A 24,485-nucleotide genomic window follows, 5' to 3' on the forward strand; every position below is an offset into this window, starting at 1 on the left:
ACACTCATGCTAGACGCGAAATATTTCCGCGAAGAATTAGAACAGACGGCTGAACAGCTTAAAACCCGTGGTTTCGAGTTGGATGTTGATACCTTGCAAAAGCTAGAACAGCAGCGCAAGCAGATTCAGGTACGCACCGAACAATTGCAGGCGGAGCGTAACAGCCGCTCAAAAGCGATTGGCAAAGCCAAAGCCGCCGGTGAAGATATTCAACCGCTACTGGATGCGGTAAGTGATTTGGGTGATCAGCTGGATGCTGCCAAAGAAGAATTAAAATCGGTACAACAGCAGCTGCAGGACATCATCATGGGTGTGCCAAACCTTCCTGCTGAAGGCGTACCGGTTGGAGCAGACGAAGAGCAGAACCAAGAAATCGCAAGCTGGGGCGAACCCCGTCAGTTTAATTTTGAGGTTAAAGATCACGTTGATGTCGGCGAAAACCTGGCGCAGGGTCTGGACTTTGAAACGGCAGCTAAGCTAACCGGCGCGCGGTTTGTCGTAATGCGCGGTGGCATTGCCCGGTTACATCGTGCGCTAACGCAATTTATGCTGGATTTGCACACCGACCAGCACGGTTATAGCGAAACTTATGTACCTTACATGGTCAATCACGATTCTTTGTACGGCACCGGTCAGTTACCAAAGTTCGGCAAAGATCTGTTTCATATCGAAGGCGAATCACAAGATCAGATCCCGATGTCATTGATTCCAACGGCTGAAGTCCCGTTGACCAACATGATGCGTGATGAAATTGCGGACGAAGATGCGCTGCCTTTTAAACTGACTGCACATACGCCGTGTTTCCGTAGCGAAGCCGGCTCTCATGGTCGGGATACTCGTGGTCTTATCCGTCAGCATCAGTTCGATAAAGTGGAACTGGTGTGGATGGTTAAGCCAGAAGACTCTATGGATGCACTGGAGCAGTTAACTTCGCACGCGGAAGCGGTATTGCAAAAGCTAGAACTGCCGTACCGGAAGATGTTGTTGTGTACCGGCGATATGGGCTTTGGTGCGACCAAAACTTACGATCTGGAAGTTTGGTTACCGGCTCAGAACGCTTATCGTGAAATCAGCTCGTGCTCTAACATGGGTGATTTTCAGGCGCGCCGTATGCAAGCCCGTTTCCGTCGTAAAGGTCAGAAAAAACCGGAGCTGCTGCACACCCTTAATGGCTCTGGATTAGCTGTGGGCCGGACTCTGGTCGCGGTATTAGAAAATTACCAACAGGCCGACGGCTCGGTTATCGTGCCGGAAGTACTACGTCCATACATGGGCGGGCTAGAGCGTATTTCTGCTTAAATGCATTTAGCCGGTTTAGGCAGCCCGGCAATACGGGTTGCCTGCTTCGCTGGTCCTTTTGGGAACAGCTTATAAAGATAGCGGCTGTTGGCTTTATCCTCGCCCAGTTGTTTCTTCATGGCTTTAACCAGCACCCGCATGGCCGGGCTGGTATCAAACTCTTTATAGAAATTCTGCACAAAGTAAACCACTTCCCAGTGCGCATCGGACATTTCAATATTTTCTAATTGCGCAATATGCAAAGCCAGCGGTTCGCTCCAGTCATCAAGGTGCGCAAGGTATTCGTGCTTATCGGTTTCGTAGTGCTTGCCGTTAAATTCAATCATTGTTCGTTACTACCAGGTCAGTTGCTGAGAACAGTCTAACACCAGCTCTAGCCATTGTTTATCATCAAGTTGTTCTATGTAGTCAGGCAGTGTTGTTGCTAACGACTCTTCGCTTAGGGCGTAGATTGCGTTGCCGCAGTCGCAGGTTGCGGGTAACTCTGTTAAAGCGGTGTCCGTTAGCAGTATTTTATCATTTGCCGCGAGCAATTGTCCGTGTTGCTTAAGCCAGCCTGTCAGTGTTTGATGTCTTATCCAGTGCAGTGTCATGAAAACTGTAAAACCTCATTGTAGCTGTTTAGCTGTGGCGCAAGTTGTTGGCTCGAGATTATCTCAATATCCAGCTGATGGGGATTGCTCAGCGGCTCATCGGTAAACACCAGAATTGGCTCCGCCTCCAGTAACTCCAGCATTGCGTAACGTTTGCTGGGGTTGTCGCTGATGCAGTTTACCGCCTCACTAGCCAATATTAACTGCACCGACTGGTCCATGCTCGCCATTGCTAACGCCAGATCCAGCGCCTCGGTGGCCGCATCGGTATTGGCGGCAGCGGTTTGTAAAATGGCAGTGCGTTTGCTCATGTTGGCTGGCTCCGGATTAAAATTGTAACGTGCGATCGGCTTGGGCCATGGCCGCAACCAGCGCGGTCAAACCCGAATCCTCAAAGCCTTCTGCAAAGTCATTGATATTGAGCCGCTCAGCGACCGTATGACAGGCAACTAATGGTACCTGACTCTGCTGCGAGAAGCTCTGCCATTGTTGCTGCAGTGCTTTGCTGTCGCCGTTTAAGTTATTTTGCGCATGGTCAACTGACTGTCGATAAAAGAACACACAGTTAAGCTGGTGGCCTTCGCTCACAGCTTGTCGGGCGAAGCGCAATGCACGCTCGCTAAACGACGCCTCATTGATACTGCGCTGCAAAACCAAACACAATTTACTCATCGGCTATCTCAAGTTTATGACTGAAGAAACAAAAACGCCCCGCTGAGCGGGGCGTTTGTTAAATTCGCTGCTGTTTAAGCGGATTATTCATCGCCGCCAAACGCCATCAGTAATGATAGCAAGTGAACGAACAAGTTATAAAGCGAAACATACAGGGTTACGGTTGCCATAATGTAATTACGCTCACCACCATGAATGATCGAGCTGGTTTGCCACATAATCAACATTGCCATTAATGGAATCATAATCGCTGATATAGCTAATTGCAGCGCAGGCATCTGGAAGAAGAAGTTAGCAATCATGGCAACAAACACCATGATGATACCTGCCATGACAACGCCGCCCAATTTTGACATATCTTTTTTCGTGGTTAACACGTAAGCCGATGTGGCAAAGAAGGTTAGTGCGGTGCCGCCTAATGCTGTCGCGACCATTTCGCCGCCACCAGGCATCGCTAACGCCATATTAAGTAGCGGACCTAAGGTGTAACCTAAGAAGCCGGTTAGGGCGAAGGTAAACACGATACCCATGGCACTGTCTTTGGTTTTATGAACCGCGAACAATAAGCCAAAGTAAGCTATCAGCGTTAGGATGAAGCCAGGATAAGGCAAGTTCATCATGGTGCTGATGGTTGCAGTAATGGCACTGAATGCCAGTGTCATTGCTAACAACGAATAAGTATTTCTTAGTACTTTGTTTACGGCCAGTGTCGAGTCCTGCTGACCGACATACGTCTGACTACGGTCGTTCATAGTTATCTCCGTGTTAAATCACTAATTATAAGACTTTTAATTGGGAAAAAAGTTTCTACGTCTGTGAATGAATTATCTATTGTCGATACTATCTTATAAGTAGGGGGCTTGGGTAGTAATAACAAGGCTATTTTTAACGAAATAGGGGCCTTGCTGGTCGAAATACCGTCTTTTTGGCTATTTAGTCACCAAACAAACTTAAAACTGCAACTTTGTTTAAATTTTTACTTTACAAGCGAAACCTAGCCCTTTAATATTCGCTTCGTCTTGACGGGGAATAACCCAAACGGACAATTCGGAGAGGTGGCAGAGCTCGGTTGAATGCACCTGACTTGAAATCAGGCGTGGGTTCATACCCACCGGGGGTTCGAATCCCTCCCTCTCCGCCAAATTAAAAACAAAAAGGCCCGCTCAATCGAGCGGGCCTTTTTGTTTTTAATTCTTGGAGATAGAGCGCCAAGGATGGCGCGAGTCAATCCCACCCTCGTAACAAGTCGACAAATCCCCCTAAACTGATATATTCCATAGAAAACGGAATTTATCATGAATACTGAAACGCCGATGCCGACTAAAGACAACACCTGCAAGAACTGTCATGAGCAGCTGCAGGGAGAGTATTGTCATCATTGTGGACAGCAGGACAAACAATATATTCGCAGCATGTTTGCCGTTGTCGGCGATTTATTTGGTGAAATTGGGCACTGGGATTCACGCTTTTATCGCACCCTGGTTGGTCTATTTTTTAAGCCTGGCTTTTTGTCACTTGAGTTTGTGCGAGGTCGGCATGCGTCTTACGTTCCCCCGTTGCGCCTGTATTTTTTCATTTCGTTAGTGTCGTTTATGGTCCTGACCTCTCTTATAGATTTTGAGGTAAAGCCACCCTCCGCCGAAGAGCAGCAAAAGTTAGAAGAAGTCCAAAAAGAACTCGAGCAGTCAATTCCCGAGGAAGCTAAGACGTACCTGCCAGAAGGTGCCGATATTTCAAAAACCACAGGCCTTAACCTGGAAGAAACTGATTTACCCTTGATGAGTCCCGAAGAAGAAAAACAGTTAGAGAATAAAATTGCTTACTTGATGCAGAATCCGCAGCAGTTCTCGCAAAAACTGGTATCAATGACACCGCAAATGATGCTGTTAATGCTGCCATTTTGGGCGTTGTTCTTAAAGCTGATCTATTTATTCGGACACCGCTATTACCTTGAACACCTGACAGTTGCGTTGCATACCCATGCTTTTATCTTGCTGACATTAATGCTGGTAACCGTGCTTGAACAGCTGACAACGCCGTTGTTGGCTTACGATTACTGGCGTTGGGTCTATGTGTTAGCTGACTGGGTAGGCAACCTACTGCTGATTTGGCTGATACTTTATTTATTGCTGACGCAAAAACGCTTTTATCAACAAAGCTGGCCGTTCACCATCTTTAAGTTTTTGGTTTCCGGAGTCATCTATTTAGGTTTGTTAGTCGCGTCCTTTGTAATCATGGTGATCATTGGTATTCTGAGTAGCTAATTTAAACGGTTGTTTAATAGGGACATCAAATGCAGTTTCACGAAACCTTAGCGCAAATACAAAAACAGGCAGAGCAGACTATTACGTTACCCTCGGGCTGGGCGCAGGGCCGCGCATTCTTTGGCGGCTTCAGTGCCGCGCTGGTGGCGGAGTTTGTGCTAAAACAATTTCCGCGGGAATATCACTTACGTAGCATGACCACATCCTTTGTTGCACCGGCCGAAGCCGGCGAGGCAAGCTTAAGTCTGCGCATTTTACGCGAAGGGAAGTCTGTTATTCAGGTAGCAGCAGAGCTGCAGCAACAAGGACAGGTGATGTTGTCCTGTCTGGCCAGTTTGGGCAAAAAACGTGATTCGGTGGTAAAGGTGGAAGGTGAAGCTTCGCCGGACCTTAAAACCATTAACGATGGTCCTGGCTTACCGGAAGCTGACATCGTGCCCGAATTTGCGAAAAACTTTGATTATCGCATTACCTCAGGCGGCATGCCGTTTAGTGGTCAGCCCGGCAGAACCTTTGGTGGCTGGGTGCGTTTTCGGCATGAGCAGCAGCGCTTAACAACAGCGGCGATTCTTGCTTTGGTTGATGCGTGGCCACCAGCGGTTTTGCCGCATTTAAAGCAGCCGGCACCGGCGTCGTCGTTAACCTGGACCATCGAGTTTCCGGATATTGACCTAGCCCCCTTTAATACGCATGACTGGTTTCAGTATGAGGCATTTATTGAACAGGCTGCCGATGGCTACGGTCACAGCAGAGCTGGATTATGGAGCGAGCAGGGCGAACTGATAGCTATTAGTCGACAAACGTTTACGGTGTTCGCTTAATGGGTGCCGCAGCTAACCCTAAAACTGCCGCCAGCATTCAGCAGCATCTTATCGATACTCAGCCGGGACTAGAGCTGTTGATGCTGGAAGTGGAAAAGCAACCGGTGTTAACGCGTTCAGAAGTGCACCCGGTAGAGGCGCTGCCACGTATTGTGATTCGACAGATGTTGTCGCTGGCAGCATCACGCACAATTATCGAACGCGCTGAAGCGAAGGCCAAACAGCAAAACTGTCGGTTAGCCCAGTTGCGACGCGATGATTTACTCGAATGCGGTATCAGTAAGAGCAAAGCCGCAACCATTGGCTCGATAGAATCTTATTATCAGAGTTCCCCTGAACAAATGCTGGGTTGGGCAGAGCTGCCCACGGAGCGTCTGTTAAAAGAGGTAACCTCAATTAAGGGTATTGGCCCCTGGTCAGCAGGTATTTTGGCGATGTTTCATTATGCGCATGAGGATCTGTTCCCGACCCAAGACAGCTCTTTGCGCAAAGCGATAGCGCTGCTGGCCGATCGCGATATCAACATAATCCCTGAACGCGCCAGTCCTTACCGCAGCTATCTGGCCTGCTATTTATGGCAATTTCTTGACCAAAAACGTATTTAACTTCAGCGTGAAGTTAGGGTAAATAGAGCATGAAGCTAATCTAATGGTTTTCTTAATTGCGTCTTGCAGTTTGGCTAATTTCGTTAAATGTTTAGTCGTGATGTCGCCGTCCTAAAATAGGCGCAAGCATCATTTTACATTATCGATTAATGGACAATTTTGACAAGGAACGCTGTTATGAATCACATTATTTTAGCAATTTCGAACCCATTTATTAGTGCTGGTATGGCTTCAATACTCGAAGATGGACTAGGACATACTATCGAAACGGTAACCTCGCTCATGCAGTTAAGAGTTGCCTGCAACAAGCGTGACGACGCCATTGTCGTATTATGCAGCCGGTTAGGCGATGATGCCACGGTAGAAACTTGGCGCCGACTGGTTCGGCGTTATAAAGAATTACGACTGATTGTCTGGGGCAAAAGTTATCAGGACGTACTCGATTTTCAGTGCAGTGTGCCGCACGTCGATGGTTATTTGTTAGAATCCAGCAGTGGTCAGGAATTAAAAGAAGCCGTACTCGCGTTAAAACAAGGCAGTGTTTATGTGGCAGCGCCGGTAGCGCGGTACCTAGCGCAAAACCCGCACTTGGATCGCAATACGCCGATTGTCGATAAGTTGAGTGAACGCGAACTACAGGTCGCGCAAATGATCAGCCGCGGAGTTAAAGTGTCATCGATAGCTGATCACTTAAGTATCAGCAGTAAAACAATTAATACCTTTCGCTATCGCATTTTTAGCAAACTCGGTGTGCAGGGTGATGTACAATTAACGCATCTTGCTATTCATAGCGGCTTAGTCGAAGTTAATCAGCACAAGGAACTATGACAAAAACCTTTGATTCTGAAAACTTTTTACGTCACCTGACCCATCAACCCGGTGTTTACCGGATGTATGACGAGGCGGGTGACGTGATCTACGTGGGTAAGGCGAAAGATCTGCGTAAGCGGGTCTCAAGCTACTTCCGCGAAAAAGTGGATCGAGTGAAAACGCAGGTATTGGTTAAGCAAATCGCGGACATGGACGTGACGGTAACCAATACCGAAGCCGAAGCGTTGATCCTGGAAAACACCTTTATCAAAAAATATCGTCCCCGTTATAACGTTTTGCTGCGGGACGATAAATCCTATCCTTATATTATTCTGACCGATCACCAACATCCCCGGTTAGGCTTTCATCGGGGCGCGCGGCGCCAAAAGGGCGATTACTTTGGTCCCTTTCCGAACGGCGCGGCAGTGCGCGAGAGCCTGCGTTTAATGCAAAAAATCTTTCCGGTGCGTCAGTGTGAGGATTCTTATTACCGGGCACGCAGCAGACCCTGTTTGCAGTACCAGTTAAAACGCTGCCTGGCGCCTTGCGTCAATGTCTGTACCGACGAAGAGTATGCGGAACAGGTTCGTTTTGCTAAGCAGTTTCTGGGCGGTAAAAACCAGCAGGTTATCGATCAGTTGGTGAGCAAAATGGAAACCGCCAGCGAAGCGCTAGACTTTGAGCGCGCGGCCCGTTATCGCGATCAAATTGCGATGCTCAGACGCACCCAAGAGCGTAACTCAGTGACCGGTGCGCAGCAGGAACTGGATGTGATTGGCCTGGCAAGAGGCAATGGCTTTGTTACAGTGCAGATGTTGTTTGTCCGTGATAATCATTTGCAGGGCAGCCGCAGTTATTTTCCGAAAGTTCCGGCAGATACTCCAGACGATGAACTGTTGAGAGCGTTCCTGTTGCAGTTTTATCTGTCTGATACTGCGGGCCGTAAAGTGCCCTCGGAAATTATCTTGCCCGCGGATGCCAGCCGCGATGATGTGCTGGCCGAAGTGATGGGGCAGGCGGTTAATAAGAAAGTAAGGTTACTGCAAAATGTGCGCGGCGAGCGTAAGCAATACCAGCAGTTGGCTCAGAAAAATGCAGTTAATGCGCTGGAAAGCAAGCTTAATCAGCAGAGCACCATGAACCGTCGTACGAAGGCACTGGAGCAGGTACTGGAACTCGGTGTGCCGATACAGCGCATGGAATGTTTTGATATTAGCCACACCATGGGACAGCAAACCGTTGCCTCATGCGTAGTGTTCGATCAGAACGAACCTAAAAAAACCGACTACCGGCGCTATAACATTGACGGTATTACCCCGGGCGATGATTACGCAGCAATGTCGAAAGCCCTGGCAAAACGGTACGACAACGCCAAGGAAGCCGGTAACATCCCGGATATCCTTTTTATTGACGGTGGTAAAGGGCAGCTGGCTCAGGCGGAAAAGTATTTTGCCGACTGGGGTAAGGAGACGCCCCTATTGATTGGCGTCGCCAAAGGTGAGTCACGCAAGCCGGGGCTGGAAACATTAATCATGGCCGGCAGCCACGAAACCATTCCTCTTAATAAAGATGCCAGTGCGCTACACTTAATTCAGCATATCCGCGATGAATCGCACCGTTTCGCCATAACGGGTCACCGGCAAAAACGTGGTAAAGCCAAGAAAACCTCAAGTCTGGAACAAATTGAAGGTATCGGTGCTAAGCGTCGCCAGAAAATATTAAAAAATCTGGGTGGATTACATGAGGTAAAAAACGCTAGTATTGAGCAACTCGCGAATGTTCCGGGAATCAGTCGGGCGTTAGCAGAAAAAATTTATTATTCATTTAGAGATGAGTAACATCCCACAAGGAAACTGTAGATAATGAAGTGGAATATCCCGAACATCTTAACTAGCTTCCGGATTGTATTAATTCCGGTATTTTTAGTTGTTTTTTATCTACCGTTTGAACAGGCACGTTTTTGGTCGGCGTTTATCTTTTTAGTGGCAGCTTTGACAGACGCACTCGATGGCTATATCGCACGCAAGTTTGATCAATTCACGGAGTTTGGCGAGTTTTTGGATCCGGTGGCGGATAAAGCCATGGTGGTGGCCGCATTGGTGGTAATCGTGGAAGATTACAACGCCTGGTACATTACCGTGCCTGCATTGACCATGATTTGCCGCGAACTGATTGTTAGCGCACTCCGTGAGTGGATGGCACAGCGGGGCAGTCGCTCGGTAGTAGCCGTGTCTAATCTGGGTAAATTTAAAACCATCGCACAAATGGTGGCGTTAATTGGTCTGTTATGGAACGCCAATGTCTTTATTTTTTGGCTGGCCTTGGTATTATTTATGTTCGCATTCGTGCTGACGCTGTGGTCTATGTGGGAGTACCTGCGTTCTGCAGGGAGTCAATTGACTAGAAATTAACTGCTTTGTCTTAAAAATAGCCAAACAGTCATAAAAATAGCAAAAAGTCATTGACTGAAAACGAATAGACAGTAGAATGCCACGGCAGATGACGGTGCGGGAATAGCTCAGTGGTAGAGCACAACCTTGCCAAGGTTGGGGTCGCGAGTTCGAATCTCGTTTCCCGCTCCAAACATCGGCGGGTTGGCAGAATGGCTATGCAGCGGATTGCAAATCCGTGGATCTCGGTTCGACTCCGGGACCCGCCTCCATTGTTCGAGAACACTTCTATAAAGTGCCCGGGTGGTGGAATTGGTAGACACAAGGGATTTAAAATCCCTCGAAGGTAACTTCGTGCCGGTTCAAGTCCGGCCCCGGGCACCAATTCCGATTATTTCAAAGTCTATTAAATGCCGCTAGCCATTGATTTTACTGGCTTTCAAGGCAAATACTGATTCCTTCTGTCTACATCAAATCGTTGCAAATCGATACTAAGTGGTGCTACTTTTGGTGCTACATCAATTCGGTTATGCGGATGTAGCACCATGGCAGACGACAAGCTAGTCATCGAAAAACATAAGCACGTCGAACACCTCAAACCCTCGGACCGTGATGAATGGTATCGGGTAGCAGGTGGCACCGGTTTAAGGCTTCTTGTAAGAAAGCAGGGCGGTAAGTATTGGCGTTTAAAGTACCGGTTTCGTAAAAAGCAGAAGACGCTGGCGCTAGGTGTATTTCCTGAAGTAACTCTCAAGCAAGCAAAAGATGGAGTTATTAAGGCCAAAGCTATGTTGGCTGATGGTATCGATCCTGGTGAAACAAAATCATCAAATGCGAATGATAACAGTTTACGATTTTATGCGGCTAAATGGTTGGAATACCAATCCCAGGCAACGGCCCGGATCTGGTCTGAAGACCACAAGGCGAGGGTATGGAAGCGTCTTGAAAACGGCATCCTCAAAAAATTAGGTGATAAGCTGATCACTGACGTCCGTAAAGAAGATATTAGACGTTTAATTGAGAATGTTGAGGGCAAGGGTCACCATGAAACAGCCAAACGCATAGCGGACGATACACAGCGTCTATTTGAATACGTAGTCGATCAGTATTCGCTTGAAGACGATGTCGACATTCGTTTACTGCGACCCGTCAAAGTTATTTCCAAGCCGGTTGTTCACCGTGAAGCGCTGGACATCAACAATTTGCCGTTCTTCATGCAGGATCTAACTAACTATACGCAGACGGGTAGGGAATTAACGGCTCTGGCCATTGAGTTACTGATTCTAACGTTTGTGCGCTCAGGCGAGCTAAGAGGCGCTCGGTGGGAGGAGTTTGACCTTGATAACAAGGTTTGGTCGATTCCTGCAGAGCGTATGAAGATGAAGCGGCCACATGACGTACCGTTATCAGTCCAGGCTCTTGATGTCATTAAACGCATCAAATGCATTACCGGCCACTATGAACTGTTATTCCCGTCTGAAACTAAGCCGGATGAGCCCATGTCTGATAACACAATGCGCCAGGCTATGTTCAAAATGGGCTACTTTCCGAAGGCGAAAGATACCAAAGACGGCAAGATTGCTAAAACCTACCTTAAGTACCAGGATAACGCCCATTACCCTGATGGCCGTTTGAAAGAGAAGGCGGTGCCACATGGCTTTAGAACCATGGCGTCATCGACATTGCATGAGAGTGATCAGAAGTTTCGGTCTGACGCTATTGAACGTCAATTAGCACACGTTGAACAGAATAAGGTGAAGGGCGCTTATTCGCATAAGGCTGAGTATTGGGATGAGCGGGTCGAGATGATGGAGTGGTGGGGAGAGTTTTTATATGATCAGAATAAGCGATAGGCTTAAAGATCTCTAGATACCGGGCCTGAAGTCACTTCAGGCCCGGTGCTAGTGATGCATATTTCTTATTTGCCGCGCTCTTCAAAGGTTTTATGGGGCTTCTTTCGCCAATTGCTGCATGTTTAGAGACCTTGATTTCAGACCGGCACGACTGAAGCGATAACGCATATATGCTGAAATATCGTCCTCATGCGAGGATACGATGAGTTGGCAACGCTTAAGTTCGCAGCGAAGCAAATCTGTAAGCGAAGCAATGTTTACCTCGTCTAAAGATTGAGATGGGTCATCAATAAACATAAGTGGAACGTTTGCGTAAACCTTATTGAGGGAGAGAAAAAACGCAAGGCCTAAAGCAGATACTTGTCCTGTGCTCATGGATAAAACCGCATCATGATCTGACTTTTCCGCAGTTAGAAAACGAAGCTGTTTACCGTCTTGGCTTTCAATAAAAAGACCAAGACCGCGCTGGTAATTCTGAATCAGACGCCCACTGTATATATGGAATATTAGCTCAACCTCAGATATAGTTTGATCTGCATACTTTTGCTCTGCTTTTTTCAAAGTTGTCCGCAGTTTATTTACTTTTTCCTTCGCAAGGTTAGCAGCCTCATTCTCTTGCTGAATCTTTTTAAGGTTTGCTTGGCATTGTTGAAGTCTGTTACTTCTTGCCTCATTGGCTTTAAACTTGATATAGAGTTCTTTGTTTTTTATATCTTGATGATCAAGCATATAAAAGTCCTGCAGTTCTTTAAAAGCAGAAAAAATAATCTCACGCCAGTTATCCGGAAGGCCTCCGCTATCTTCTTTCTTCTTTGAGCGAATCAAGTCTAAAAGCTTTTTATGGCGGCTATCTACAACCACCTCATCTTCGCTGAATGAAAAGGTTACAGGAATGCCTTTAGCATTAAGCCGTTCAGCCAATTGATCTATAGCAGTTAGGTGAGTTCTATTTTCATGTAGAACTCTATGTAATGCTTCGTCGTATTGACGTTTCAGATCTGTTTCGCGTGCCTTGATGAAGGTTTCAAGTGAATCTAGTTGGATGGTCATCTTATCGACCAACTTGATGAGAGCTTGGCCATCCTCTCCAAGAGAGTTAGAAATATCCTCAGCTCTTTTTTCTACTGCTTCAAGCATTGATTTATGGACTTTCCAATCATTGCCGCAGAGTGGACAAAGCGTGTCATCGGGGTAAATTTTTGCGTGTTCTTCGAGAACCTGCTTCTTCAGGCGAGCAAGTTCTGTGGCCGCGACCTCGTTCTGTACATTCTTAGACTGCAAACTATTGCGCTCGGTAATTTGAGCTTTAAACTGCTTGAACTGCTCGTTTTTCCACCCAGGTAACTCACTTGCTTGTTCTGTAGTAATATTGGCAGCTCCTTGTTTTATTACGGCTAAAGCTGCAGTCAATCGGTTAAGTTTATTTTTAGTTTTGTTGAGTTCTTCAAGCCTACTTCTGTCCGTTCCTAGCTTAGCTAAACGAGTCAGTAATTCCTTATTTCTATTAATTTCTGCTTCAATTTCCTCATTGTTTGCTCTGATGCGGACGACGGATTTTCTAGTGAGCAGTTCATCTAGCCTCCTAATAGCTTCGATGTATTGATCGTAACTTTCTTGGTCATAGATAGGAAACGGCTCCTTCTTATCCCAGCCTAGTTCGGAATCAATCGTGGAAAGTCTTTTATATTTCGCGCTGGCAAAATCAGCCCCAATCATTTCACGCAAAGCAGCATATTCTGCTTGGAGAGAAGACTCATCAGTTTTCCGCTTCTCGTCACTTAAAAACCTAGAAAGCTTGGTTGAGATTGAACGGCAGTTTTCAATTTCTGTAGCAATATCACTGATGTTGAAAAGATTTCCTAGTTCATCTTTGCGCTCATCCACCCGCGTATGAAGAAGTTTATTTTGTCCCTGCTCTAAGTAATTAAGAAATGGAAAGTTTTCTCTAAAGTTTTCCCCAAAGACTTCATCCAAAAATTCGTTTTCACGAATATTAGCCGACGAAAAATCATCGGAATCAAATTCAGGTAGTTCGTATAGTGAGAATAGCTTGAATTCGTCTGCTCGGTTGTTTGTTTTTGTTTTAAATGCTTTTACAGGCGCATGTCTAGCTAAAATTAGTTTCCGTGGTCCGTTAACGAATTCGACTTTGATTGATAGATCTTGGTTTCTAGAGCGGTTATTCCAGAAAAGATTGTCATCATAATTTTTTTTCTGTTTTGTCATCAAAGTCGCGAAGAGATTTTCAATCCTCTTTATCTTACCAGTTAGAAGTAATTCGATTGCGTCGAAAATAGTTGTCTTTCCGTATCCATTCGGGCCATCAAGAGTCAACAAAGATGAGCTACCTAAATCTAAGTCAATGTGTTTGAAAGCTTTGAAGCTAGAAATCTCAATTCGAGCTATTTTCCAATTCATTGGCGATTAGTTCCTTTATTAGTTCATCTGAATTATTATTAGTGAGTTTTTGGACCGTTGCGTATGTTGAATCCAGACCCTCTTCAGCAACCGCCTCGCTAGCTTGCATTCGAAGAGGAGTAAGCTGTCTGCGAGTGAATGGGAGCTCGAGAAATGGAAGTTTTATAAAAATCTTTGCAGCTACGCTATATTGAGAGGCTGCTAGTGGATCTTCTTTATACTCTCTGAATCCGTCTTTATCAGAAATGGTCACCTCTAGGCTTTCATACGAGCACTGCTCAATAATTTTCTGTTCGGTATTGCTGTAGTACAAAACATACTTTTTGAAGAAATGAGGATCTTCTTCAATCGCAAATATGCGCTCTTCGAGACTCTTGAAATCGGCCAGTCTTTCTATTTGGTGAGTGCAGATTAGGTCGCAGTTCTTTTTAAAAGCCGGGTTGCTAAGGAATGAATCAGGTGCAGACTGATTGATAGTGGTATTTAATTCTTTTGGGGTTTCAAGCTTGTCCAGCTTATGGAGAATGGCAAACCTAACCGCAGATCCGGACTCACGAATATAAAAACTTGTGTGTTCGTTTTCACACTCCTTTACAAAGTCATGAGCTTTTAGTGCCTCGTCAATAATCCTATTTATCATTTATTAAATCCTCTGCGTCTTCTTTGGTCATAACGTTTAAGCAAAATGACTTGACGATATTGCTATCAACACGCTCTCTCATTTTTTGATCGCTTAAATCTTCAGAGTGAGTAAATTTGGTATCAATAGTAAAAGATTTCGAGGATCTACTAGCAATAAGGTTGTTGTACTCGAACAACAGCTTGAGAAGGTCCTCGTTACTTTCCATTTCTTCTATCAGGTCTGAAGTACACCCTTCGAGATCTTCTGGTAAAGGAAGATCAAGGGCTGTAGGAAGATAAAATTTCTTATCGCAGTCTAAATAGTGGGGGAACTGTTTTAGAATTGGCTCAACTTTCATAGTTTCGATAAGTGATGAATAACGTCGGATATCAGCTTTCTGAATAGTTGAAAACCGTTCCGACGGCTTCATTAGTTGACAAAGTCCTATAAGCTCGGGGGGTTCTGCGAGCCGTATATGTTCAAAAAGGCGCTGCGCTCTGGCGTAGGTTGTGTCATTCATGTTTGGTAAAATCTGATTGACTCTATCTTCAAGGTAATTAGAAAGCCTAGCTTTCAGCTCCACAGCAAAATACTCGGTGCTATCATAAGGGTTCTTGGTCAATATATCGTTAAGTAGGCTGGCTGCTGAAATACGATTCTCGTAGGCGGCTCTAGTTGCCTTTAACTGATCTTCTTGCACCAAGCGATGAATTTCTATTGCTTTAGAACTTATCTTGTTAGACAGAAGGCAGTAATTGTAATGTAAAAGGTCATCGCTAAGTGTGATATTCTTCGTAGTACATATTTGCTGAATTATTTCTTTTGTTAGCTCCTCGATTTCACCTAAACCGCAATATTTTTTTTGACCATAATCGTAGAACGTGACGGTCTCTCCATTGCTCGCTGTATAATCGCTGGTATCGTTTAATTTTAAAGAAACGTGGAAATAACGCGAAATACCTTTTGTACGATCAAGCTCTATCGCTGCGCATTTTTCTAAAGCTTCCTTGTATTGGTTACGGTAGGAGCCTATGTTTGCTTTCACTTGATGCGCGCTGGTTAAAGTATTTTCTTTATAGATGGCAAAGTCGTCACTACTATCTAACTGTAGTTCGAAATCCACATCACCTTGATTGATAAGTTTGAGGCAGTGGTATAGAGCAATTTTCCCCTGATAAACGTACCCACTCCATGTCGTAACTGCAGTTGGTGGATATTTAACATCCGTATTTACATTCACTTCCTAAACCCCATTAATCCTTTCTAGCTACTTAATTTATGCCGAAAACGCGACTAGAAATTTTCAGTCACACTTAAATGTGAACGGTAAGTAATTGGCTTAAATGACTCAATACACATTACACGAATATTTTCGGCTCTGTACGCATAAATAGAGCTAAACATTACCTCTCAACGTTAACAGACCAAATATAACCTTCAAAAAACGGATCTCATTATGATTCCTGATGGAGGTTAGTCGTTATGAACCGATTAATAAAATCAGATGTTCGTTGCAGTTATAGAAAACTATCCACGGCACTCTGAACCTCAACTTTTGAGACATACATTATAACAGCGAGGCATGTAATGCGTTGCTTCCTACAACTGGTTCCCAAATTAACGAAATGGGAACAAGCAAACCCACTAAAAACGGGTTACTTACCTCTTTATACCCCCTTAAGTACTAAAAATCACGTTTTACAGCAAAAAAGGAACTAGACCATGGCCGAAGTACAAGCGGTTAAGGATCTGGATACCGTGAAGCTAATCAGCTACCTTCTCAGACGAACTTACGGTCAGCAAATTGCTGACGTCTGGGATGTTGGCTTGAACTTGGCGTTGCGGATCTCAGACTTACTATCCATCAAGTTTGAAAATGTCGAGCACGACCGGCTGTTGCTGGTTGAAGGCAAAACGTCGAAGCTAGCGACAATTAAACTCAATGAAAAGGCGAGGTCGGTCATCGCTCGTATTCGCGCTGAGCACCCTGACCACATTTATCTCTTTCAGTCTTATCGAAACCAACGGTCTAAAAATACACCTGCAAAACCATTAAGCCGCCGTTACGTGTCGCGAGCATTTGCGGCAATAGGTGAGGAGGTTGGTATCGACTTAGGTACGCACTCTATGCGTAAAACCAGAGGTTACCATCTGTACAAGAACACTAACGATATTGCCAGGGTTATGAAAATGCTGCGTCACAGCTCAGAGGCCGTCACGTTGCGATACATCGGAATAACCCAGGAAGATGTTGATAGGGACTTTGTTGAGCTGGAGCTATAGAAAACGATTGAAATAGTGGTTTGGGAATCTAAAGCAAAAGGCGAGGAAAGTCCTCGCCTCTTCATAACGTAAAGTCTTATCAGACTTGCATCGTTTTAACCTTATTTTCGGCTTGAGCTTTTTTGTAAGCTTCAACCAATTTAGCCATACCAGCTTTCTTTGCAGGATGGACAGAATACTCAGTTTTCTTTGATGAACGCATAATGGAGTCCCTCCTTGCCCAAATTTTGAACATAATTGAATTTTAGTCTAGGTGCATGCCACTTGGCAAGCCTTTTATAGTATTTTACAAGCCTAGGGTCTGCGGCCATGGCGGTATATGCTTTTGCTGAGAAGCGGTTGCAATGATCATCTATAACGGCGGAGACTACTGAGCCCAGCTCATACATATTTATGTTCCATCCTACTGACGGAGGCTCGAACTGAATATTTTGCTCGACGTTACTCTCAAGGTCAAACTTCACTTCGTAGCAGTCGTCAGCCACCGGGAAACCTAGCTCTTCAGCATAAAAATCCCTTTCTTCAGAGCCTTCGACATAGTGAAAGGTGGTTGGTACAAAAAACACCTTATAGTCTACCCCTGTTATTTCTACTGAGTAGATATGAGCGACGACATCATTAGCTACTTCAAACTCCTGAACCTGCACAACTTGTATCCTTACGTCAGTGATTCATAGTAACTGAGCAACCTGTCGGCATTAATCGAACATGCTGCATCTCCGACGCATTGATAACATTCAAGCTCCGGGTTTACTACTAAATTAAAACTAATAACCTTTTTTTGCTTACTCCGGCAATATGACTCTAACCATGCTAATGGAAAGCCAAGCCCACTGACTCCGACCAAAATTATAAGCTTCTCGCTGATCCATGATAGGTCGTAGAAATCGATAGTTGCCAGTTCACTAATACTTCGGTCACGTGCTCTACCATATACATGTTCAACGGTGGCTCCACAGCTCTCATTTAAGTCATCTACATTAAGAGTAATGTGCCGCACTTTGATTTTTTGTTTTACAGCTTCTGACTGAAGCGTAGATAACTCTTTATGTGCTTTATTAGGTTTTAGCTGTTCTAGCTGTTCAAGCCCGGACCGCAGTAGATCGACATTATTGTAGATGGGATACTTTCCGTTGAAGGTGGGAGCGCCTGATGGTGCTGACAATCCTGCTCCAGATATAATTAAAATACCCATCTTTAGTCTCCGAAGTTTCGCAGTATCTACAGGGAATTATGAAGCGTCACGATTTTCCACCAACATCTTCAATATCAATCTAGCAAACCCATCTCTTACCGCAGGGTTTTCCAGCACTTCCATCGATAGCTTTTCATGATCATCCATCGAATCAACAACACGGTCTAATAGACGCTGTGGCAGTAGGCCATGCATTACCTCGTTTTCTGAGTGCTTGTTGACCTGGGCCATGATTTCATCGTCTTCACGTAAGCGACCGGCTATTCCTTCGGCGTAACGAAGTTTGTGTTCGTCACCAACTTCGGCACCAAATAAGTCATTCAAGGCATCGATGATTTCCTGCAGCTTTTTCTTCTCGGGGTCATGTGGTTTACCACTACCGACGGCTTTTACAGAGCTTAGGTAGCCTCCATCTTCTTCACCAAGCTTCAATTCTTTTTCGGCTTTCTTGGTGGTGCGGTAATGCGTCAGTGTCATTCCAGATATATCGACATCGTCTTCATCGTCCAAGCGTTCGACACGAAGTAGCGGGAGTAGACTCTTAGCATAAACGCACAGCGACTCGAGCTCATGGTCGTTGTAAGGAGTTATCTGAGACAGAAACTCATACATCCGCACGTAGCTGTTCAGGTTCTTCTTGAACAGGTCAAGTTGGTCGACCATTTCACCAGCGGCTTTAACCGAGTCCTCAGCTTTATTAATGCTGACCTTATCACCCGAAATACGCGCCTGGTTCAGCATGTCTTTAGCCTGCTTTAGCGTATCAACGGCATGGTTATACCGAGCCATAAAACGCTCTTTGGCTGGTTTACAGTAATAGCCTAGTTTTGAAGAAGGCGCATTCGGGTCGTAAAACGCCTCGGCAAACTTCTCCACTTCCGACCATTCGTAAATATGCTCTTCATCCAGCTTACTCATAATGTCGAACAGAATGTGTGGGTCGGTAACGGAATCAAGCTCTGCGGTGGTGTAGTAGGGCTTGAACGACTCCAGAATGTCCTCTTCGCTGTTAAAGAAGTCGAGAATGAAGGTCTGGTCTTTACCCGGGAAGGTACGGTTTAAGCGCGACAGCGTCTGCACACACTCAACGCCTTGCAGTTTCTTATCGACGTACATGGCACAGAGCTTGGGCTGGTCAAAGCCGGTCTGGTACTTGTTGGCGACAATCATCACGTTGAAGTCGTCGGAGTCGAGCGCGTTATCGTGCTTGCGACCGTTCAAACCTGGGTTTAATTTTTTATCGTACTCGGTCACGCTCTCGGTAATGTAATCATCCGCAGGAACCTCACCGGAGAATGCCACCAGCGCATGCACGTCCTGATAGCCTTTATCGACAATGTAACTGGTCATCGCTAACTGATAACGAACTGCTTCCTGACGGCTGCCGGTGACCACCATGGCTTTGGCCTGGCCGTTCAGCAAGTGACGGACGTTTTCACGAAAATGCTCGACGATGATTTCAACACGCTGGTTAATGTTGTAAGGATGCAACCGCACCCACTTAGCCAGCTTAATGCGAGCTTTTTTACTGTCGACTTCTTTGTCCTCACCCTCGGGATGAGCAATCTTCCAGGCCGTGGCGTAGGTGGTGTAGTTTTTCAGTACGTCGAGAATAAAGCCTTCTTCAATGGCCTGACGCATGGAATACACATGAAACGCTTTGGGTTTATTGTCATCGCTAATAGGTGAATGCGGGTCATCTGGGCGACCGAACAGTTCAAGCGTTTTACCTTTTGGTGTCGCGGTAAACGCGTAGTAACTGATGCTCTCGTTCGGCATTCGCGCCTGCACGGCGGCGTCTAACAGCTCTTCTGCACTGATGTCATCACCTTCAGGACGGTCAGAGCCTAGCAGTGCTTTTAGCTTACTGGCAGATGCACCAGTTTGTGACGAATGGGCTTCGTCCGCAATAATTGCATAGTTACCGGCTTGCAGAGCAGGGTACTTATCAATGGCGTCATACAGCGCCGGGAAGGTCTGGATGGTCACAACAATAATTCGTACTTGCTCCTGCAGTGCTTCGGCCAGTTGCTCAGACTTACTCTTATTGCCGACATCGCGTGTGATCGCCCGCACCACCCCGTCAGCGTGCTCAAACTGCCGAATGGTGTTCTGCAACTGCGAATCGAGTACCGTGCGGTCGGTGACCACCACAATGGAGTTAAACAGCTTAGAGCCGTCGTCAGCATATAGCGATGATAGCTGATGAGCTGTCCAGGCAATTGAATTGGATTTGCCCGAGCCTGCACTATGCTGAATAAGGTACTTACTGCCTGGGCCTTCACGGCGTGTGGTATCGATGAGTTGATTCACCACGTCCCACTGATGATAACGGGGAAATATTAGCGTTTCTTTTTTCTGTGTGCGCCCGTCGAAGCCTTCTTTTTCTTCGACCTCCAGGTGCATAAAGCGGCCAATGACTTTTAGCCAGGCGTCTTTGTTAAATAACCGCTCCCACAGGTAACTGGTGGCGTAGCTATTTTCAGACGTCGATTGCGGGTTACCGGCAGCGCCGTCTTCTGTGCCCAAGTTAAACGGCAGAAAAAATGTTTCCTTGCCTGCTAATTTAGTGGTCATGGCCACTTCGTCCTGGCTGACCGCAAAATGCACCAGGGCACCGCGCTTAAACGTTAATAGCGGCTCTGGCTTGCGGGTGACCGGATCTTTTACTGGACGGTCGTTTTTATACTGGCGTTTGGCGTGTTCAACGGTCTGTTTGAACTCGCTTTTCAGTTCCATGGTCGCGGTTGGAATGCCGTTGACAAAAAACACCAGGTCGATGCGCGGATTATAGTCGCCTTCACGCGCGTGGGGCGAGTAGGAGACTTCCTCAACCACCCGCAACCGATTGGATTGATAGCGGCGCTCGGTATCGGGGTTCATGCCATGGTCGGGGCGAAAGGCGCAGACTTTGATGGTGCCGCCAATGGCTTTAAAGCCGTGACGCAACACGTGCAGCGCGCCGTCACGAGTCATGCCTTTAACAGCGGCGTGAACTAAGAGCTTTTCCGGCTCACCCGGGTTAGATTTGGAAAAGCGCTCCCACCGGTCAGGGTAGGCGTCTTTTACAAAACCGATTAAGTCTTCGGTATACACCGCGTTCGCTTTATCGTAATTAGCAGCGGAGCCAATTAACCAGCCATCTTTTTCCAGGCTGTTAAGTATGTCCGTCTGGAACTGACGCTCTTTGGTGTCAGCCATAATGCCTCTCCGTTTGCACTAACGCGTTTGAATCCACTGTATCGGAACCTGCAGGCGGTTGCCAGTCACGGACATCAATTTTGCCGGTAACGGCGGCTGAGATTAAGGCAGAGCGGCGTTCTTGTAGCAGTTCAACCGCCTTTTCGGCTTGCTCCGTTAACTGGTTTGAGTTTGATTTAAACCTGTGCCATTCCTCGACGATCGCTTTTTGTTCTATCAACGGTGGGACAGCAACCTTCACATTTTTAAAGTCTTCTTGAGCTATGTTTTGCATGCTAGAGCTTGCACCAGCGCAAACTAATTTAATCTGGCTTCTGTAGCTTTTTGACAGCGTGAACATGAAAATAAATTGAGCCTCCACATTTTCAAGCGTAATTTGCCAGAGACGATCAGGAAGAAATAAGTTGCCAGGGTTTGTTAAACTGAAGCCTGTAGCACCGACGAGCTCCGGGGTATTCATCCTGGATACGATTAGCCTATTAGCCTTCAGCTGACATGAAACACGGCTTTCTTCTTCCTTTACTACTGTTTTATTTTGATTAACGTCGAGTTCGTCACCATAAACTGCGCTAGTTTTCAAAACCCCAAGCTCACCTTCGGAGGCTGGAGTATCTGCCGCGTTAACGCTTGTACCTGATTCAACCAACCTTATAAATGCCTTTAAACTAGCAACTTTCCAATGCTCGGGCACTTCCCCGAGCCACTCAACACCAGAGTCTTTCATCGGTGCGTCTGGATTAAGCCCTTTGCTCACCGCATGGCTGATAACCGCCTGGCGCTTTTCTTTTAGAAGCCCAATCAACCGCTTTTGCTCATCAATCAACACATCAATTTTTGCCGTTTCGTAGTCGAGGAACTGGGCTATTTTTTGTTGTTCAATAAAAGGTGGAGCTGGAAAGGGGAAAGATTTAAGCTCATCTGTCGATAGTTCTAGGAAGGTAGTCCCTCTGCCCCGAAGGTTTAATTGTTCTGTTGCTATACTAAGGAAATAGTAGGCATAAACGGCATGCCCCCCCTCTGGGACTAGGGCTTTACAACCTTGATTCGTGCACATACTCTTCATGGCAATAGCCAAGCTTCCTATTGGAGCTCTTGTAGACAATATAATTGAGCTACGAGGCACAAGTTCAGCACCGCAGGAATCCAGTCCCGATTTAGTTATGCGACGTGCAGAAAACTCCACATAATCATTACCTAACTGGCTCAAGTCGGCAGGTGTTATCCAGTCAATATCACCATTCCAGTAGTTGTCTATTGACGAGGATGGTGTAGAGCCGGAGACAATTTTGAAGAGTCTCTTTGCTTTTGACAACTTCCAATGATAAGGAATATCTCCAATCCACGCGAGTGGAGTATCTTTCATTTGAGTATATGGTCTCACGCCGACAACTCCTCAATCATTTGCTTGATCTTATCGGTGCATTGTTTGAGGTCTGCGTCAATTTCCTCGAGTGGGCGAGGGGGCTCGAATACGTAAAAGTGCCTGTTGAACGGAATTTCAAAGCCAACTATACCGACTTCGCCGTCTTGCTCGTCGCGCTTGCTTTCGTCTATCCAGGCATCTGGTACGTGTGGTTTGACTTCATGTTCAAAGTACTCGTAGATGTCTTCTGTTAGCGGCACGTTTTCGTAATCGCGTAAGCCAGCGTCAGCTTCTACATTTCCTTTTTTGTCGGCACAGACATCAGCGTCGCTGTCGCGCTCGCTTAAGGCATTGAGCACGGCTTTTAGTTGTGCAGCGGTTAGCTTTACGTCGCTTGCTTTGAGTTCGGCGTTCAGTGCTTTGGTGAAGTCATCACGACTCGTTAACAGGGTATCAGCGTTAATGCGCTGAATGGTCTGTTTAAGTTGGTTAAAGTCGTCGGTTTTAAGCTTTTGCAATGCCTTTTCGTCGTCTAACAGGGCGACACGCTCTTCACTGGCCTGGAAGTTAAGCCGTAATGGGCGCTCGATGGTGATACGACGGTAACCAAAGGCTTCGTTAGGGAAGACCTTACTGTTTTTTGTTTCTTCCATAGCGCCGTATAAACGCACCAGTTCATTGATGTTCTCTTCGGTCAGGTATTTACGCTTGCTACCGAGTGATTTACGCATTTTGGCAAAAGCTTCGCTGCCGTCAATCAATTGCAGTTTGCCTTTACGTTCAGGCTTTTTGGCGTTGGATAAGATCCAGATATAGGTACTGATGCCGGTGTTAAAGAACATATCCGTGGGCAAGGCGACGATGGCTTCGACCAAATCGTTTTGCAATAGGTAACGGCGGATCTCAGATTCACCGCTACCCGCAGAGCCGGTAAATAAGGGACTGCCGTTTAAGATAATACCGATACGCGAGCCACCATCACGTGTGTCTCGCATTTTGCTGACCAGATGCAACAAAAAAAGCAGTGAGCCGTCGGAAACGCGGGGTAGGCCGGGCCCGAAGCGACCATCGAAGCCTTTTACCTTGTGCTCGTCGTTAACGACACGTTGTGAGGCTTTCCAGTCGACGCCAAACGGAGGGTTAGCCAGCATGTATTTGAACTTCTCATGCGCCAGCTGATCGTTCGACAGCGTGTTACCGAGTTTAATGTTGTCGACTTCCTGGCTTTTGATCATCATGTCTGCTTTGCAGATGGCATAGGACTCTGAATTGAGCTCCTGGCCAAACAGCTTAACGGTAACCTTTTCACTGATGGACTGAATGTACTCTTCGGACTCTGACAAGAAGCCGCCGGTGCCAGCAGTCGGGTCGTAGATGGTAATGATGCTGTTGGGTGAAAGCACTTCTTCCTGACCGGTCATCAATAACGAGGTTGCTGCATGCACACAGTCACGAGGGGTAAAGTGTTCACCGGCAGTCTCGTTTGAACTTTCAGCAAACTTGCGTATGAGCTCTTCAAAAATAAGGCCCATGCCGTAGTTAGAGATATTGTCGGGTGATAAGTCTATCTTAGAGCCGAATTGCTGAGTGACCTGATACAGAAGGTCAGCTTCAGCCAGTTTCAGCACAAACTCTTCAAAGTTAAAGTGCTCGAATATCTCACGGGCAGAGCTGCTAAATGACTGTACGTAAGAGATTAAGTCTTCCGCTGTTTGAGTATCTGACAAGGTTGCCAGAGTCAAAGACGAAGCGTTGTAGAAGTCGTTCTGTGACTCGCGTAGCAATAACTGCTCACGCACTGCGTCGGGTCTGTTATGGTGCTGTTTTGCGGCTTCTAGTACCTTTTGTTTATTCGGCGCTAAAACGCACTCTAAGCGACGTAATAGGGTAAAGGGCAATATGACCCGTCCGTACTGAGATTGCTTAAAATGGCCACGCAGCAGGTCTGCCACCGACCAGATAAAGGAAGCGGTTTGAGAGTAGTTTTCAGTATTCACAGCACACCCTGTTTATTGTTATATCGTCCTTAAGTTGTGGCCATTATGCCACGGATAAATCCGATGTCACTGTCAGTAGCATAATCGATGTTTACGACA

At 46.2% G+C, this 24,485-nt stretch carries 23 protein-coding genes and 4 tRNA genes; 13 read left to right on the forward strand and 14 right to left on the reverse strand.

Annotated features, from left to right (window positions below):
* The first annotated feature begins 6 nt into the window (after positions 1 to 6).
* On the forward strand, positions 7 to 1,299 hold the full coding sequence (gene serS / locus CWI81_RS03060; RefSeq protein WP_126783753.1) for a serine--tRNA ligase: 1,293 nt from the start codon (positions 7 to 9) through the stop codon (positions 1,297 to 1,299).
* On the opposite strand, the gene CWI81_RS03065 is transcribed toward serS, so the two are convergent.
* The 5 genes from CWI81_RS03065 to CWI81_RS03085 form a co-directional block, all read right to left on the reverse strand.
* The gene (locus CWI81_RS03065; RefSeq protein WP_126783754.1) at positions 1,296 to 1,625 is read right to left on the reverse strand and encodes a TusE/DsrC/DsvC family sulfur relay protein; all 330 of its coding nucleotides are present in this window, start codon (positions 1,623 to 1,625) and stop codon (positions 1,296 to 1,298) included. The two genes, serS and CWI81_RS03065, sit on opposite strands and share 4 nt — an antisense overlap.
* A gap of 9 nt (positions 1,626 to 1,634) precedes the next feature.
* Complete coding sequence (locus tag CWI81_RS03070; protein ID WP_126783755.1) at positions 1,635 to 1,892, reverse strand: hypothetical protein; 258 nt, start codon at positions 1,890 to 1,892, stop codon at positions 1,635 to 1,637.
* Positions 1,889 to 2,203: a DsrE family protein gene (locus CWI81_RS03075; protein WP_126783756.1), complete on the reverse strand. Its 315-nt coding sequence runs from the start codon at positions 2,201 to 2,203 to the stop codon at positions 1,889 to 1,891. The genes CWI81_RS03070 and CWI81_RS03075 overlap by 4 nt, the downstream gene beginning before the upstream one ends.
* A 16-nt stretch (positions 2,204 to 2,219) precedes the next feature.
* The gene (locus CWI81_RS03080) at positions 2,220 to 2,564 is read right to left on the reverse strand and encodes a DsrE family protein (RefSeq protein WP_126783757.1); all 345 of its coding nucleotides are present in this window, start codon (positions 2,562 to 2,564) and stop codon (positions 2,220 to 2,222) included.
* 83 nt (positions 2,565 to 2,647) lie between these two features.
* Positions 2,648 to 3,316, reverse strand: a complete 669-nt coding sequence (locus tag CWI81_RS03085) for a Bax inhibitor-1/YccA family protein (RefSeq protein ID WP_126783758.1) — start codon at positions 3,314 to 3,316, stop codon at positions 2,648 to 2,650.
* Positions 3,317 to 3,613: 297 nt separating this feature from the next.
* On the opposite strand from CWI81_RS03085, the gene CWI81_RS03090 reads away from it, so the two are divergent.
* The 11 genes from CWI81_RS03090 (at position 3,614) to CWI81_RS03140 (ending at position 11,307) form a co-directional block, all read left to right on the forward strand.
* Positions 3,614 to 3,705 (forward strand) — tRNA-Ser (locus CWI81_RS03090).
* Positions 3,706 to 3,859: 154 nt separating this feature from the next.
* Entirely contained in the window at positions 3,860 to 4,828 is a 969-nt protein-coding gene (locus tag CWI81_RS03095; protein ID WP_241970330.1) for a DUF3667 domain-containing protein, read from the forward strand.
* Between the two features lie 29 nt (positions 4,829 to 4,857).
* Positions 4,858 to 5,649, forward strand: a complete 792-nt coding sequence (locus CWI81_RS03100; protein ID WP_126783759.1) for a thioesterase family protein — start codon at positions 4,858 to 4,860, stop codon at positions 5,647 to 5,649.
* Complete coding sequence (locus CWI81_RS03105) at positions 5,649 to 6,254, forward strand: DNA-3-methyladenine glycosylase family protein (RefSeq protein ID WP_126783760.1); 606 nt, start codon at positions 5,649 to 5,651, stop codon at positions 6,252 to 6,254. The genes CWI81_RS03100 and CWI81_RS03105 overlap by 1 nt, the downstream gene beginning before the upstream one ends.
* 177 nt (positions 6,255 to 6,431) lie before the next feature.
* A complete protein-coding gene (locus CWI81_RS03110) occupies positions 6,432 to 7,082 on the forward strand; it encodes a LuxR C-terminal-related transcriptional regulator (RefSeq protein ID WP_126783761.1) in 651 nt (216 codons plus the stop codon).
* Complete coding sequence (gene uvrC / locus CWI81_RS03115; protein ID WP_126783762.1) at positions 7,079 to 8,902, forward strand: excinuclease ABC subunit UvrC; 1,824 nt, start codon at positions 7,079 to 7,081, stop codon at positions 8,900 to 8,902. The genes CWI81_RS03110 and uvrC overlap by 4 nt, the downstream gene beginning before the upstream one ends.
* A gap of 24 nt (positions 8,903 to 8,926) precedes the next feature.
* Entirely contained in the window at positions 8,927 to 9,475 is a 549-nt protein-coding gene (pgsA, locus tag CWI81_RS03120) for a CDP-diacylglycerol--glycerol-3-phosphate 3-phosphatidyltransferase (protein ID WP_126783763.1), read from the forward strand.
* Between the two features lie 96 nt (positions 9,476 to 9,571).
* Positions 9,572 to 9,646: transfer RNA gene (locus CWI81_RS03125), tRNA-Gly, on the forward strand.
* A gap of 6 nt (positions 9,647 to 9,652) precedes the next feature.
* Positions 9,653 to 9,726: transfer RNA gene (locus tag CWI81_RS03130), tRNA-Cys, on the forward strand.
* Positions 9,727 to 9,751: 25 nt separating this feature from the next.
* A tRNA-Leu gene (locus tag CWI81_RS03135) sits at positions 9,752 to 9,838 on the forward strand.
* A gap of 161 nt (positions 9,839 to 9,999) precedes the next feature.
* Positions 10,000 to 11,307, forward strand: coding sequence for a tyrosine-type recombinase/integrase (locus tag CWI81_RS03140; protein WP_126783764.1), 1,308 nt, complete (start codon positions 10,000 to 10,002; stop codon positions 11,305 to 11,307).
* A gap of 90 nt (positions 11,308 to 11,397) precedes the next feature.
* On the opposite strand, the gene CWI81_RS03145 is transcribed toward CWI81_RS03140, so the two are convergent.
* From CWI81_RS03145 to CWI81_RS03155, 3 genes are read right to left on the reverse strand one after another with little or no spacing between them, the layout of a single operon-like run.
* Positions 11,398 to 13,725 carry an AAA family ATPase gene (locus CWI81_RS03145; RefSeq protein WP_126783765.1) on the reverse strand — a complete coding sequence of 776 codons (2,328 nt, stop codon included), beginning with the start codon at positions 13,723 to 13,725 and terminating at the stop codon, positions 11,398 to 11,400.
* Complete coding sequence (locus CWI81_RS03150; protein WP_126783766.1) at positions 13,700 to 14,365, reverse strand: ABC-three component system middle component 1; 666 nt, start codon at positions 14,363 to 14,365, stop codon at positions 13,700 to 13,702. The genes CWI81_RS03145 and CWI81_RS03150 overlap by 26 nt, the downstream gene beginning before the upstream one ends.
* Complete coding sequence (locus tag CWI81_RS03155; protein ID WP_126783767.1) at positions 14,355 to 15,587, reverse strand: ABC-three component system protein; 1,233 nt, start codon at positions 15,585 to 15,587, stop codon at positions 14,355 to 14,357. Before CWI81_RS03155 ends, CWI81_RS03150 begins: the two co-directional genes overlap by 11 nt.
* Before the next feature lie 482 nt (positions 15,588 to 16,069).
* On the opposite strand from CWI81_RS03155, the gene CWI81_RS03160 reads away from it, so the two are divergent.
* Entirely contained in the window at positions 16,070 to 16,630 is a 561-nt protein-coding gene (locus CWI81_RS03160; RefSeq protein WP_126783768.1) for a tyrosine-type recombinase/integrase, read from the forward strand.
* A gap of 79 nt (positions 16,631 to 16,709) precedes the next feature.
* Here CWI81_RS03160 and CWI81_RS12855 read toward each other — a convergent pair whose 3' ends face one another.
* From CWI81_RS12855 to CWI81_RS03185, 6 genes are read right to left on the reverse strand one after another with little or no spacing between them, the layout of a single operon-like run.
* The gene (locus CWI81_RS12855) at positions 16,710 to 16,832 is read right to left on the reverse strand and encodes a hypothetical protein (protein WP_276567835.1); all 123 of its coding nucleotides are present in this window, start codon (positions 16,830 to 16,832) and stop codon (positions 16,710 to 16,712) included.
* The gene (locus tag CWI81_RS03165; RefSeq protein ID WP_126783769.1) at positions 16,810 to 17,277 is read right to left on the reverse strand and encodes a hypothetical protein; all 468 of its coding nucleotides are present in this window, start codon (positions 17,275 to 17,277) and stop codon (positions 16,810 to 16,812) included. The genes CWI81_RS12855 and CWI81_RS03165 overlap by 23 nt, the downstream gene beginning before the upstream one ends.
* Positions 17,278 to 17,288: 11 nt before the next feature.
* A complete protein-coding gene (locus CWI81_RS03170; RefSeq protein WP_126783770.1) occupies positions 17,289 to 17,825 on the reverse strand; it encodes an SIR2 family NAD-dependent protein deacylase in 537 nt (178 codons plus the stop codon).
* 36 nt (positions 17,826 to 17,861) lie between these two features.
* The gene (locus tag CWI81_RS03175; protein ID WP_126783771.1) at positions 17,862 to 21,026 is read right to left on the reverse strand and encodes a type I restriction endonuclease subunit R; all 3,165 of its coding nucleotides are present in this window, start codon (positions 21,024 to 21,026) and stop codon (positions 17,862 to 17,864) included.
* Positions 21,019 to 22,407, reverse strand: a complete 1,389-nt coding sequence (locus CWI81_RS03180; protein ID WP_126783772.1) for a restriction endonuclease subunit S — start codon at positions 22,405 to 22,407, stop codon at positions 21,019 to 21,021. The genes CWI81_RS03175 and CWI81_RS03180 overlap by 8 nt, the downstream gene beginning before the upstream one ends.
* Positions 22,404 to 24,386, reverse strand: a complete 1,983-nt coding sequence (locus tag CWI81_RS03185) for a type I restriction-modification system subunit M (RefSeq protein ID WP_126783773.1) — start codon at positions 24,384 to 24,386, stop codon at positions 22,404 to 22,406. The genes CWI81_RS03180 and CWI81_RS03185 overlap by 4 nt, the downstream gene beginning before the upstream one ends.
* Positions 24,387 to 24,485 lie beyond the last annotated feature (99 nt).

The organism is Idiomarina seosinensis (genome assembly GCF_003987275.1).
Classification (GTDB): domain Bacteria; phylum Pseudomonadota; class Gammaproteobacteria; order Enterobacterales; family Alteromonadaceae; genus Idiomarina; species Idiomarina seosinensis.